This window comes from Streptomyces sp. NPDC088354 (assembly GCF_044753585.1).
Lineage (GTDB): Bacteria > Actinomycetota > Actinomycetes > Streptomycetales > Streptomycetaceae > Actinacidiphila.
Genome location: NZ_JBIVNJ010000004.1, coordinates 27,377 through 39,091 on the forward strand (window position 1 = coordinate 27,377; position 11,715 = coordinate 39,091).

13 protein-coding genes are annotated in these 11,715 nt (G+C 71.6%); 7 read left to right on the forward strand and 6 right to left on the reverse strand.

The window, feature by feature from the left end:
- Positions 1-5 precede the first annotated feature (5 nt).
- On the forward strand, positions 6-557 hold the full coding sequence (locus tag ACIP98_RS08435; protein WP_319661277.1) for an RNA 2'-phosphotransferase: 552 nt from the start codon (positions 6-8) through the stop codon (positions 555-557).
- A gap of 15 nt (positions 558-572) precedes the next feature.
- On the opposite strand, the gene ACIP98_RS08440 is transcribed toward ACIP98_RS08435, so the two are convergent.
- Complete coding sequence (locus tag ACIP98_RS08440) at positions 573-854, reverse strand: GlsB/YeaQ/YmgE family stress response membrane protein (protein WP_319661276.1); 282 nt, start codon at positions 852-854, stop codon at positions 573-575.
- A gap of 181 nt (positions 855-1,035) precedes the next feature.
- Here ACIP98_RS08440 and ACIP98_RS08445 point away from each other — a divergent pair, with 181 nt between their 5' ends.
- Together ACIP98_RS08445 and ACIP98_RS08450 are read left to right on the forward strand one after the other, a co-directional pair.
- Positions 1,036-1,398 (forward strand): DUF3099 domain-containing protein, encoded by a 363-nt coding sequence (locus ACIP98_RS08445; RefSeq protein ID WP_319661275.1) that lies wholly within the window; start codon positions 1,036-1,038, stop codon positions 1,396-1,398.
- Between the two features lie 171 nt (positions 1,399-1,569).
- A complete protein-coding gene (locus tag ACIP98_RS08450; RefSeq protein WP_319661274.1) occupies positions 1,570-1,815 on the forward strand; it encodes a hypothetical protein in 246 nt (81 codons plus the stop codon).
- Here the strand turns inward: ACIP98_RS08450 and moaA are convergent.
- The 3 genes from moaA to ACIP98_RS08465 all read right to left on the reverse strand — a co-directional run bounded on the left by moaA (position 1,798) and on the right by ACIP98_RS08465 (position 4,899).
- On the reverse strand, positions 1,798-2,787 hold the full coding sequence (gene moaA, locus ACIP98_RS08455) for a GTP 3',8-cyclase MoaA (RefSeq protein WP_319661272.1): 990 nt from the start codon (positions 2,785-2,787) through the stop codon (positions 1,798-1,800). The genes ACIP98_RS08450 and moaA overlap by 18 nt on opposite strands.
- A gap of 94 nt (positions 2,788-2,881) precedes the next feature.
- The gene (locus ACIP98_RS08460; protein WP_319661271.1) at positions 2,882-4,519 is read right to left on the reverse strand and encodes a cation acetate symporter; all 1,638 of its coding nucleotides are present in this window, start codon (positions 4,517-4,519) and stop codon (positions 2,882-2,884) included.
- Positions 4,516-4,899, reverse strand: a complete 384-nt coding sequence (locus ACIP98_RS08465; RefSeq protein WP_319661270.1) for a DUF485 domain-containing protein — start codon at positions 4,897-4,899, stop codon at positions 4,516-4,518. Before ACIP98_RS08465 ends, ACIP98_RS08460 begins: the two co-directional genes overlap by 4 nt.
- Before the next feature lie 282 nt (positions 4,900-5,181).
- Between ACIP98_RS08465 and ACIP98_RS08470 the strand changes: the two genes are divergently transcribed.
- Positions 5,182-6,714: a S8 family peptidase gene (locus tag ACIP98_RS08470; RefSeq protein WP_401974459.1), complete on the forward strand. Its 1,533-nt coding sequence runs from the start codon at positions 5,182-5,184 to the stop codon at positions 6,712-6,714.
- Between the two features lie 31 nt (positions 6,715-6,745).
- Here ACIP98_RS08470 and ACIP98_RS08475 read toward each other — a convergent pair whose 3' ends face one another.
- Positions 6,746-7,789: a zinc-dependent alcohol dehydrogenase family protein gene (locus ACIP98_RS08475; RefSeq protein ID WP_319661267.1), complete on the reverse strand. Its 1,044-nt coding sequence runs from the start codon at positions 7,787-7,789 to the stop codon at positions 6,746-6,748.
- Between the two features lie 337 nt (positions 7,790-8,126).
- Entirely contained in the window at positions 8,127-8,975 is an 849-nt protein-coding gene (locus ACIP98_RS08480; RefSeq protein ID WP_401974462.1) for a sterol desaturase family protein, read from the reverse strand.
- A gap of 393 nt (positions 8,976-9,368) precedes the next feature.
- Here ACIP98_RS08480 and ACIP98_RS08485 point away from each other — a divergent pair, with 393 nt between their 5' ends.
- The 3 genes from ACIP98_RS08485 to ACIP98_RS08495 all read left to right on the forward strand — a co-directional run bounded on the left by ACIP98_RS08485 (position 9,369) and on the right by ACIP98_RS08495 (position 11,707).
- Positions 9,369-10,355 carry a DEDDh family exonuclease gene (locus ACIP98_RS08485; protein ID WP_319661265.1) on the forward strand — a complete coding sequence of 329 codons (987 nt, stop codon included), beginning with the start codon at positions 9,369-9,371 and terminating at the stop codon, positions 10,353-10,355.
- 90 nt (positions 10,356-10,445) lie between these two features.
- Positions 10,446-10,700, forward strand: coding sequence for a hypothetical protein (locus ACIP98_RS08490; RefSeq protein ID WP_319661264.1), 255 nt, complete (start codon positions 10,446-10,448; stop codon positions 10,698-10,700).
- Positions 10,701-10,801: 101 nt separating this feature from the next.
- Positions 10,802-11,707 carry an SURF1 family protein gene (locus ACIP98_RS08495; RefSeq protein ID WP_401974465.1) on the forward strand — a complete coding sequence of 302 codons (906 nt, stop codon included), beginning with the start codon at positions 10,802-10,804 and terminating at the stop codon, positions 11,705-11,707.
- The last annotated feature ends 8 nt before the right edge of the window (positions 11,708-11,715 follow it).

Sequence of the window (11,715 nt, forward strand, 5' to 3'; positions counted from 1 at the left end):
GGGCGATGGACGAGAAGCAGACGGTCAAGGTCTCGAAGTTCCTGGCCCGCGTGCTGCGGCACGATCCGGGGTCGATCGGGATCGCCCTCGACGAGGGAGGCTGGGTGGACGTGGACGTGCTGATGGCCGCGTCCGCCCGGGCGGGCCGGCGCTTCTCGCGTGCCGACCTGGACCATGTCGTGGCCAGCAACAACAAGAAGCGGTACGCGTACTCGGAGGACGGCCGGCGGATCAGGGCCAGCCAGGGCCACTCGGTGGAGGTCGACCTCGGTCTGGCCGCCACCGAGCCGCCCGCCGTCCTCTACCACGGCACCGCCAGGACGACCCTGCCGATCGTGCTGGCCGAGGGCCTGCGCCCGATGACCCGTCAGGACGTGCACCTGTCGGCGGACGTGGAGACGGCCGTGCGCGTGGGCACGCGGCACGGCCGTCCGGTGGTGCTCGAGGTGGACGCCGCGGGACTGGCCGCCACGGGCCACGTCTTCCGGGTGAGCGCCAACGGCGTGTGGCTCACCGACCGGGTGCCGCCCGCCTTCCTGCGGCAGCACCACTCCTGAGACGGCAGCCGGGCGTCAGACGGCCGTGCGCTGCCTTCTGCCGCGGACCGAGGCCCACAGCGGCGTCACCACGGCCACCACGAGGATGGCGCCGATGATCTGCAGCACGTGCCTGATCCAGTCGATGCCCGCGGTGTGCTTGACGCCGAGCCAGCCGGAGACCGCGTTCCCCAGGAACGCGCCGAGGATGCCGCAGATGATGGTGAGCCACCAGGGGATGTCCTGCCTGCCCGGCAGGAGGAGCTTCGCGAGGAAGCCGAGCACGATGCCGACGATGATCGCCCAGACCCAGTTCATGACGTCAGTCTGTGCGGGGCCCCGGTACGTCGCATGCGGGATACCGCCATACGTTGTACGGCGGTATCGAGGGTGTCACCCGGAGGCCGCCCCCGCTCTCGAATGCGGCGGACACGCGGCGTAACGTGGAGGGCGTCGGAACCGGGAGCTTCCGGCATTTCGAGCAGGCGGTGGGAACGTGATGCGGAAGCACAGTGATCCAGGGGTCTTCCGGATCACCGGGACGGCGGCGGGGCTCACGGAGGACGTCCGGGGCCGGCAGCGCCGCTACATCATCTCGATGTCCGTGCGCACCCTTTCGTTCATCCTGGCCGTCGTCCTGTGGCACGTGTGGACCCCGCTGGCGTGGGTGGCGCTCGTCGCCGGGCTGGTGCTGCCGTACATCGCCGTGGTGCTCGCCAACGCGGGCCGTGAGAACGCCCGCAACCTGCCGTCCTCGCACCTCCCGCCGGTCGTGCCCCCGGCTCTGGGGCCCGGGCGGGAACGGCTTCCCGAGGAGGCCGGGAGGGAAGCCGACGGACGCTCGTCCTCCGGTCGCGGCTGACCCTTTTCCGGACCTCCGAAGCTCAAGAAAAGCTCAGATCAATCATGGGCATCCACTCCACTGGGGGCCTTTCCGCGTGACATACTGCGTACGCGCTCCGCATCCCCCGTCGGAGCGACGGACCGACGCCGGGCGGCTCCCCCCGTGGCTGCCCGGCGTCGCCATGTTTGGATGGGGTTCGTGACCAACGAATCGCCGATCTGCTCCGCCAAGGGGTGCCGCGCCCCCGCTGTGTGGGTGCTCTCCTGGAACAACCCCAAGCTCCACACCCCGGAACGCCGCAAGACCTGGCTGGCCTGCGAGGAGCACCGCGAGCACCTGTCGTCGTTCCTGGGTGTGCGGGGGTTCCTCAAGGACGTCGTGCGTTTCGAGGAGTGGGAGGAGCCGGCCGGCCGGGACTCAGCCGCCGATCGCTGACATCGGGCGCTCGGGCTGCAGGAACGAGGGGTCGTCGAGGCCGGAGCCGGCCTTCTTGCCCCACATCGCGACCTTCCACAGCTCGGCGATCTCCTCGTCGGATCCGCCGGAGCGCAGTGCGCCGCGCAGGTCCGACTCCTCGCGGGCGAACAGGCAGTTGCGTATCTGGCCGTCGGCGGTGAGCCGGGTGCGGTCGCAGGCGCGGCAGAAGGGGCGGGTGACGGAGGCGATCACGCCGACCCGGCCGGGGCCGCCGTCGACCAGCCAGCGTTCCGCCGGGGCGTGCCCACGTGCCTCGTCGGGCTCGGGGGTGAGGACGAAACGGGTGGCCAGGCTCGCCAGGATCTCCTGGGCGGTGACCATGTCGCTCCGCTGCCAGCCGTGCTGGGCGTCGAGCGGCATCTGCTCGATGAAGCGCAGCTCGTAGCCGTTTTCGAGGGCCCAGGCCAGGAGCTCGGGGGCCTCGTCGTCGTTGACCCCCCGCATCAGCACGCTGTTGACCTTGACGGGGGTCAGTCCCGCGTCTCGGGCGGCCTCCAGGCCGCGCAGGACGTCATGGTGCCGCTTGCGGCGGGTCAGCGCCTGGAAGACCTCGGGGCGCAGGGTGTCCAGGGAGACGTTGACACGGTTCAGTCCGGCGGCGTGCAGCGCGGCGGCCGTGCGTTCGAGGCCGACGCCGTTGGTGGTGAGGGAGAGCTTGGGGCGGGGCTCCAGGGCCGCGCAGCGCTCGACGATGCCGACGAGCCCGGGCCGCAGCAGGGGCTCGCCGCCGGTGAAGCGGACGTCCTTGACCCCGAGCAGCGTGACGGCGATGCGCACCAGCCGGACGATCTCGTCGTCGGTCAGCAGCTCGGGCTTGCCGAGCCACTGCAGCCCTTCTTCCGGCATGCAGTACGTGCAGCGCAGATTGCACCGGTCGGTCAGCGAGACCCGCAGGTCAGTGGCGATCCGGCCGTAGGTGTCGAGCAGCACGGCACGCCTCCTTCCTGCGGTCGGGCCGGTGGCACGGCAGTGCCGTCCCGTTACTTCGCAGCCTACGGGACGGCACTGACGTTCAACAGTCTGTTCAGTGCGCTCCGGCCCCGGTGAGGGAGCGGACCTCCAGCTCCGCGTACTTGCGGTCGGCGTCCGGTTCGGGCTTGGACAGGAGCGTGCCCAGGATGCCGAACAGGAAACCGACGGGGATGGAGACGATGCCCGGGTTCTCCAGCGGGAACCAGTGGAAGTCCTCGCCGGGGAACATCGAGGTCGCCTTGCCGGACACGACCGGCGAGAAGACCACCAGGACCACGGAGGTGATCAGGCCGCCGTAGATGCTCCACAGCGCGCCGCTGGTGTTGAAGCGCTTCCAGAACAGGCTGTAGAGCAGCGTCGGCAGGTTCGCGGAGGCCGCGACGGCGAAGGCCAGGGCGACCAGGAAGGCGATGTTGAGCTTGCCCGCGAAGATGCCGAGCAGGATGGCGACGGCCCCGATGGCGACGGCCGCGATCTTGGCCGCGGCCACCTCCTCCTTCTCGCTCGCCGTCCCCTTGCGGATGACGTTGGCGTACAGGTCGTGCGCGAAGGAGGACGAGGAGGCGAGTGTGAGCCCGGCGACCACCGCCAGGATGGTGGCGAAGGCGACCGCCGAGATCACCGCGAGGAGGATGGCGCCGCCCGTTGAGCCGGCGCCGCCGCCGATCTCCTGGGCCAGCAGCGGGGCCGCGGTGTTGCCGGCCGCGTTGGAGGTGGTGATCGTCTCCGGGCTGAGCAGGGCGGCGGCGCCGAAGCCCAGCGCGATCGTCATCAGGTAGAAGCAACCGATGATGCCGATCGCCCAGTTGACCGACGTGCGGGCGGCCCTGGCCGTGGGGACGGTGTAGAAGCGGATCAGGATGTGCGGCAGCCCGGCGGTGCCGAGCACGAGCGCCAGGCCCAGCGAGATGAAGTCGATCTTCGAGGTCGAGGTGACGCCGTACTTCAGGCCCGGCTCGAGGAAGGCCGCTCCCTTGCCGCTCTTCTCGGCGGCGGCGCCCAGGAGCGTGGACAGGTTCCAGTGGAACTTGGCGAAGACCAGGATGGTGATGAGCAGGGTGCCGCCGATCAGCAGGACGGCCTTGACCATCTGCACCCAGGTGGTGCCCTTCATGCCGCCGATCGTCACGTACAGCACCATGACGACGCCGACGAGGACGACGATCAGCCGCCGCGGGCCCTCGCCGGTGATGCCGAGCAGCAGGGCCACCAGGGCGCCGGCCCCGACCATCTGCGCCAGCAGGTAGAAGATGCTGACGACGATGGTCGAGATGCCCGCCGCGGTGCGCACGGGGCGCTGGCGGAGCCGGAAGGCCAGGGCGTCGGCCATGGTGAACCGGCCGGAGTTGCGCAGCGGTTCGGCGACCAGCAGCAGCGCCACCAGCCAGGCGACGAGGAAGCCGATCGAGTAGAGGAAGCCGTCGTAGCCGACGAGGGCTATGGAGCCGGCGATGCCGAGGAACGAGGCCGCCGACATGTAGTCGCCGGAGATGGCGAGGCCGTTCTGGAAGCCGCTGAAGGAACGGCCGCCGGCATAGAAGTCGGTGGCGTCCTTGGTCTGGCGGCCGGCCCAGACGGTGATGGCGAGGGTCGCCACGACGAACACGGAGAAGAGGCTGATGATCAGCGTCCGGTGGTCACTGGCCCCGGCCGCGAGGACCTGGGCTCCCATGGTGTGCGGCGCGGTCATGCGGAGGCCTCCGTGCTCTCGGTCTCACCGGTGTCCTGGGTGCCCTCCATGCGCGCCTTGATGGCGTCGGAGTGCGGGTCGAGCTTGGAGTTCGCGTGGCGTGAGTACCACACGGCGATCCCGAAGGTGGTGGCGAACTGGGCGAGCCCGAAGACGAGGGCGACATTGATGTGGCCCAGCACCTTGGTGTCCATGAAGCCGCCCGCGTAGTTGGACAGCAGGACGTACAGCAGGTACCAGGCGATGAACGCGATGGTGAGCGGGAAGGCGAACGAGCGGTGGGAGCGGCGCAGTTGGGCGAACTCCGCGCTCGCCTGCACCTCGGCGTACGAGGCCGCTGACGGCGGACCGGAGGTAGCCGACTGTCGTGCGGAATCCACGATGCCTCCTGTGGGGGCGGAGCTGGGCAGGCACGAGCACGCGACGCGAGCCGAACGTGAGCTACGTCACGCAAAGATCGGACCCGCGCATGGTAAAGGCGTGGCCATGGGCTTCGACAGGGGGCGGTGGTTGAAAATTGTCAGGTCCTTACCAGACGGAATCCGAGCTTTCCCCCCAAACGCATTGAAGGGGTGCTCGGGACGGCGCTAGGTTCCGTCGTCATGTACCCGTCCGGTGGCAACTCCGCCCCGGTGACGAGTAGTCGGACGATTGGAGATCCCATGGCTCCCCTGCCAGGACGGCACCGCGCTCTCGCGATACCCATCGGCATGGTGCTGGCGGGTGCCCTCGCGATCCTGCCGAACGCCGCCTCGGCCGCCACGGCCGGCACCGCCTCGGGCAACGGCACCGCCGCCGACGGCCCGTTGCTGTCGTACGTGGTCAACACCACCCGGACCAACAGCGGAACCGTCAAGGACGTCCAGCAGGCGATCGACCGCAACGGCGGTGACATCGTCGCGACGTACAAGAAGATCGGCGTGATCGTCGTCCACTCGGCGAACCCCGCGTTCGCCACCGCCATGCGCACGGTACGCGGGGTGGAGTCGGCGGGCGCCACCCGCACCGCGGCGCTCCCCACCGCCTCCACGACCGAACTGGGCGCCCCGGAGCGCATCTCGGCGGCCGAGGCCGCCGCGGCCAAGTCCAAGGCCGCTCCCGGTCAGGAGCCGCTGGAGGCGGACCAGTGGGACCTGGCGGCCATCGGCGCCGACAAGGCGGCGAGGATCGACCCCGGGGACCGCCACGTGACCGTCGCCGTCATCGACACCGGCGTCGACGACACCCACCCCGACCTGGCGGCCAACTTCTCCGCCAAGCAGTCCGCCAACTGCGTGGGCGGAGTGGCCGACACCAGTCCCGGCGCCTGGCGCCCGTACAGCCCGGACGCCTACCACGGCACCCACGTGGCGGGCGAGATCGCGGCCGCGCGCAACGGCGTCGGTGTCGCGGGCGTGGCCCCGGGCGTGCGGGTCGCCTCCATCAAGGTGGCCGATCCCGTCACGCAGCTGTTCTACCCGGAGAGCGTGGTCTGCGCCTTCGTCTTCGCCGCCGAGAACAGCGTGGAGATCACCAACAACAGCTACTACATCGACCCGTGGCTCTACAACTGCCTCGACGACCCCGACCAGCGGGCCATCGTCGACGCGGTCGACCGGGCCGCCCGGTACTCCCAGGACAAGGGCGTGCTGAACATCGCCTCGGCGGGCAACTCCAACCACGACCTCGACTCCGACGCGATCGTGGACACCACCAGCCCCGACGACGCCACCCCGGTCACCCGGACCGTCGACCCGCACGTCTGCTGGGACATCCCGACCCAGCTGCCGGGCGTCGTCACCGTCTCCGCGACCGGAGTGCAGAAGCTGAAGTCGTACTACTCCAGCTACGGCCTCGGGGTCGTCGACGTCGCCGCCCCCGGCGGCGACCGCTTCCAGGTCCCGGGCACCCCGTCCGGGAACGGCCGCATCCTGTCGACGCTGCCGGGCAACACCTACGGCTACCTGCAGGGCACGTCGATGGCCTCGCCGCACGTGGCGGGCGTCGCCGCGCTCCTGAAGAGCACCCACCGGCACGCGACGCCCGAGCAGCTGCAGTGGATGCTCAAGGCGCAGGCCGACAATCCCGGTTGCCCGACGGGCCTGTACGACCCCGACGGCAACGGCGTGCAGGACGCCACCTGCACCGGCGGGCCGCACGTCAACAGCTTCTACGGCTACGGCATCGTGGACGCCCTGGACGCCGTCACCGAGTGACGACGGCGCCCGGGGCACCGGCGCACCGCTCTCAGGCCTTCACCAGGACCTTGAGGGCGGTGCGTTCGTCCATCGCCTTGTAGCCGCCGGGAACGCCGTCCAGGCCGACCGTCAGGTCGAAGACCGCGGACGGGTCGATCGTGCCGTCCAGCACGTCCGGCAGCAGCTCGGGGATGTAGCTGCGGACGGGGGCGACCCCGCCGCGCAGGGCGATGTTGCGGTCGAACATGTCGCTCAGGTCCAGGCCGGTACCGCTGCCATGGGGGACGCCGACGTAGCCGATGGCGCCGCCGTCGCGTGTGACGGCGACCGCGGTGCGCATGGACTGCTCGGTGCCGACGGCCTCGATCACCGCGTGGGCGCCCTGGCCGCCGGTCAGTTCGCGGACCGCGGCGACGGCCGCCTCGCCCCGCTCGGCGACGACGTCGGTGGCCCCGAAGGAGCGGGCGATGGCGGTGCGCGCCTCGTGGCGGCCGAGCGCGATGATGCGCTCGGCGCCGAGCCGCCGCGCGGCCAGCACGCCGCACAGGCCCACCGCGCCGTCACCGACGACCGCGACGGTGGAACCGGGCCGCACCCCCGCGCCGACCGCCGCGTGGTGCCCGGTGCCCAGCACGTCGGAGAGGGTCAGCAGCCCGGCCAGCAGGCGCTCGTCGGACAGCGCCTCGGCGGGCAGCCGCACCAGGGTGGCGTCCGCGAACGGCACCCGCACGGCCTCGCCCTGGCCGCCGTCGGAGCCGACCTGGCCCCAGAAGCCGCCCTCGGTGCACGAGGTGGTGAGGCCGTCGGCGCAGTACGCGCAGACGCCGTCGGACCAGACGAACGGGGAGACGACCAGGTCGCCCCGCCTGAGCCCGGACACCTCGGAACCGGTCTCCTCCACCACGCCGAGGAACTCGTGCCCGATGCGCTGCCCCGGCTGCCGCGACGCGACGCCGCGGTAGGCCCACAGGTCGCTGCCGCAGATACAGGCCAGCACCACGCGCACGACGGCGTCCGTGGGCTGCCGTACGACCGGGTCGGCCACCTCCTCCACACGGATGTCGTGGGGGGCGTGGATCACGGTGGCGCGCATACGGAAGTCGTCCTAGCTGTTCGTACGAGTGGGGACGTACCACCGTACAGTCCGGCCGCGGGAAGGAACCGGGCGGCGAGGTACGTGAGCATGATCGGCAATCCGGCGGCGGGCGGCCGCGGGAGCGCGGCCCACCGCGTCCGGCCGGGGACGGAGAACGCCCCGCGCCACGCGAGAAGTGCGAGGCAGCAGACGTGGCCGGCCGGCCGAGAAGCGGCCCGTCCCGGCGAGGGACGCCGCGTCCCCGCCGAACCGCGCGAGCACGTCACCGGCCCGGCCCGGCGGCAGCGCCCTGGTGACGACCTCCGCCGTGCCCGTACGGCCTCCGGGTGCGCGGTCACGCCGCCGGGCCCTCGGGCCGCGGGGACCAGCCGGGGCCGCGCAGCAGGTGGCCTGCCCGGTCGCGCCAGCTGCGGGCGGCGGCGACGTCGCGGGCGATGGCGGCGTACTCGTGGGTGGCCACGCGCAGCGGGTTGAACGTCGCGATGTTCTTCGTCAGCCCGTACAGCGGCCGCTCGGTCTCGGCGGCGAAGGACCCGAAGAGCCGGTCCCACACGATCAGGATGCCGCCGAAGTTGCGGTCCAGGTAGCCGCCCTGCGAGGCGTGGTGCACCCGGTGGTGGGAGGGGGTGTTGAAGACGTACTCGACGGGGCGCGGCAGTTTCCCGATGCGCTCGGTGTGGATGCCGAACTGGTAGACGAGGTTGAGGGAGGAGCAGAAGGCGAGAGCCGCCGGGTGCACACCGCAGGCGATCAGCGGAAGGTAGAACGGCCACGACGTCAGACTCGTCCAGGGCTGGCGCAGCGCGGTGGAGAGGTTGAACCTCCGGCTGGAGTGGTGGATCACGTGGCACGCCCACAGGAGGCGGATCACATGGTGCCCGCGGTGCTGCCAGTAGTAGAAGAAGTCCTGGGCCGTCAGCATCAGCGGGATCGTCCACCAGAGCACGGGCACGCGGAGCGGGGTGAGGGCGTACACCGCGGTGTAGATCGCGACGATCGGGAACTTCCACAGGAAGTCGAAGAAGAGGCTGCCGAGTCCCATCGACAGACTGGTCGCGGTGTCCTTGGCGCCGTACCCGGCGGAGTCCTCGTCCGGGTGGATCCGGTAGCTGATCACTTCCAGGACGGTGAGCAGCACGAATGCGGGTATCGACCACATCACGGCATCGGGCAGTTGCGGCATGGCGGAACCATAGGGCCGCCTGGCGCCCGGCGAACAGATGTCGTTACCGATCGGTATGTCCCCGGGGCCGGCCGCACGAGGGCGCGACGGTCCGGGACGGGGGCCGAGGGACCCAACACGGCTTCCGGCAAGGGATGTGGGCGGTCCGGCACACCGGGCCGGTTCCCCGGGGACGGGGCGGAGGGCGCGGGCGACCCGGGGGGCTGACGGCCCCTCGGCCGAAGGCGCGGTCGGGCCCGGACCGGCGCCCCGGACCGGCGCGGCGGCTGCGGCGGGCACCCGGCGAAGGCCCGCCGCGGGGCCCGCTTCCGGCCCGTCCCACCGGCATTGACCGGGGCGGAGCCGGACGGGGCCGGTCCGGAGTGTCGGCGGCCGCCCGTATTGTGTTCCACCATGCACGCGTCCCAGCTTCCGCAGCCACCGTGGCCCGAGGCCTACCCCGACGGGTACGCCGTCGTGGACGTCGAGACCACCGGGCTCGGCCGCGACGACCGGATAGTCTCCGCCGCCGTCTACCGCCTGGACGCGCGGGGCGAGGTGCAGGACCACTGGTACTCACCCGTCAACCCGCAGCGGGACCCGGGTCCGGTGTGGATCCACGGCCTCACCTCCGACATGCTGGCCGACGCCCCGTTGTTCGGCGAGATCGCGGAGGAACTGGCCGCCCGGCTGGCGGGGCGCGTCTTCGTCGCCCACAACGCGGTCTTCGACTGGTCGATGCTGTCCAGGGAGTTCGCCCGCGCCCGGACCGTCGCACCGGTGGAGCACCGGCTGTGCACGATTGTGCTGTCCAAGGAGCTGGGCCTGCCGCTGCCCAACCACAAACTGGGATCGCTGGCCGCGCACTACGGCGTCGTGCAGCAGCGCGCCCACCACGCGCTGGACGACGCCCGTGTCCTGGCGGAGGTCTTCCGCCCCAGCCTCCACCAGGCGGCGGCCGGGGGCCTGCGGCTGCCGCTGCACGCCTGCCGCCCGCTCACCGAGTGGATCGACACCGCCGCGGAACCGCGGTCGGTGGCCGCCGGTTACCGCTCCACGTACCGGCCCATGAGCTGGCGGCCCAGCCGCAAGCGGCCCGCCTGCCCCTACCCCAATCCGGGGCGGCTGGAGCAGGACGGTCCGCTGATCCAGGGGATGCGGGTCGCCTTTTCGGGCGACACCAACGTCGACCGCGAACTGCTGGAGGACCGGGCGACCGAGGCCGGACTGCACGTGTCGTCCGGCGTCAGCCGGCTCACCAGCCTGCTGGTCACCAACGACCCGGGCGCCCTCACCAGCAAGACGGTGCGTGCCCGGCAGATGGGCACCCCCGTCATCGACGAGCGGCGCTTCGCCGAACTGCTCAGGGACGTCGCCCCGGCGCCCGACGTGCACGGCTGAGGCGGCCCGCGGCAGCCGTTCGGGTGGTAGCCGGGCGACGCACCCGTCCTGCGATTGCCGCTCCCCCGCGCCACCCGCACGCTGGGCCTCATGGCCCGATGTGAAGTCTGCGGCAACGACTACGTCATGAGCTTCGAGGTGCACGCCCAGGGGGCCGTGCACGTCTTCGACTGCTTCGAGTGCGCCATCCACCGGATGGCCCCCATCTGCGAGCACTGCCGGGTCCGGATCGTCGGCAAGGGCGTCGAGGTGGACGGCCACTGGTACTGCGGCGGGCACTGCGCCAAGGCCGAGGGCCGCACCGGCATCGTCGACCGCGTCGGGTCCGTGGCGTCCCGGAACTGACGGGCGGCCGACCGGCGGCCGACCGCGGGGTGACCGGCGACGGCACCGCCGCGTCCGACCCCTGCCGAAAGCGCCCTACGACCGAGTTGTACGGTCGTGGGGTGTACCGCTTCCTGTTGTCCCGCCAATGGGTGATCCTCACCCTCGTCGGACTGCTGATGATGCCCACCATGGTGCGGCTGGGTTTCTGGCAGTTGCACCGGCACGAGCGCCGGGTGGCGAACAACCACCTGATCTCGGACAACCTCAAGGCGACCCCGCTGCCCGTGGAGTCGCTGACCGGCCCGGGCACCGCCGTCCCGAAGAAGGACGTCTACCGGACGGTCACGGCGACCGGCCGCTACGACACCGCCCACGAGGTCGTCGCCCGCCAGCGCACCGCCGCCGACGGCGACAGCATCGGCTACCACGTCATCACCCCCCTGGTCATGGCCGACGGCCGCGCGGTGCTGGTCAACCGGGGCTGGATCGCGGCCGGCGGCAACCTCACGAAGCTCCCGAGGATCCCCGCCGCGCCCTCCGGCGAGGTCACCGTCACCGGGCGGCTGCGCCCCGACGAGACCACCTCCGAGACCGGCATCAGGAACAAGGGCGGACTCCCCGACCGCATGATCATGCTGATCAACAGCGAGCTGGTCGCCAAGGACCTGCCGGCCGGGGAGAAGCCGGTCGGCGGCTACATGGAGCTGTCCGCCACCTCGCCGAAGCCCGCGGGGCACCAGCCGGAGCTGATCCCCGAGCCGGACCACAGCAGCATCGGCATGCACATGGGCTACGCCATCCAGTGGTGGCTGTTCACGGCCATGGTGCCGGTCGGCTGGGTCATCCTGGTGCGCCGGGAGCGCAAGGAGCGGCTCGAGGCGCAGGGGGCCGCCCGGGAGAGCGCGGGCGGGCCCGGCGAGGGACCGGACTCCCCGTCCGGTCCGCGGTCCGGTGAGGACCCCGGCAGCGGCTCGGTGGAAGGGGACACGCCCGGCCAGGCGGTCGCTGCGGTCGCGTCCCCGTAGGCCGCGGG

Excerpts from the sequence above, each read along its gene's own strand:
- ACIP98_RS08485 (WP_319661265.1), top strand. The coding sequence starts at position 9,369 with ATGCACGCGTCCCAGCTTCCGCAGCCACCGTGGCCCGAGGCCTACCCC.
- ACIP98_RS08475 (WP_319661267.1), bottom strand. The coding sequence starts at position 7,789 with ATGCGCGCCACCGTGATCCACGCCCCCCACGACATCCGTGTGGAGGAG.
- ACIP98_RS08480 (WP_401974462.1), bottom strand. The coding sequence starts at position 8,975 with ATGCCGCAACTGCCCGATGCCGTGATGTGGTCGATACCCGCATTCGTG.
- ACIP98_RS08460 (WP_319661271.1), bottom strand. The coding sequence starts at position 4,519 with ATGACCGCGCCGCACACCATGGGAGCCCAGGTCCTCGCGGCCGGGGCC.
- ACIP98_RS08445 (WP_319661275.1), top strand. The coding sequence starts at position 1,036 with ATGCGGAAGCACAGTGATCCAGGGGTCTTCCGGATCACCGGGACGGCG.
- ACIP98_RS08470 (WP_401974459.1), top strand. The coding sequence starts at position 5,182 with ATGGCTCCCCTGCCAGGACGGCACCGCGCTCTCGCGATACCCATCGGC.
- ACIP98_RS08450 (WP_319661274.1), top strand. The coding sequence starts at position 1,570 with ATGGGGTTCGTGACCAACGAATCGCCGATCTGCTCCGCCAAGGGGTGC.
- ACIP98_RS08440 (WP_319661276.1), bottom strand. The coding sequence starts at position 854 with ATGAACTGGGTCTGGGCGATCATCGTCGGCATCGTGCTCGGCTTCCTC.
- ACIP98_RS08435 (WP_319661277.1), top strand. The coding sequence starts at position 6 with ATGGACGAGAAGCAGACGGTCAAGGTCTCGAAGTTCCTGGCCCGCGTG.
- ACIP98_RS08490 (WP_319661264.1), top strand. The coding sequence starts at position 10,446 with ATGGCCCGATGTGAAGTCTGCGGCAACGACTACGTCATGAGCTTCGAG.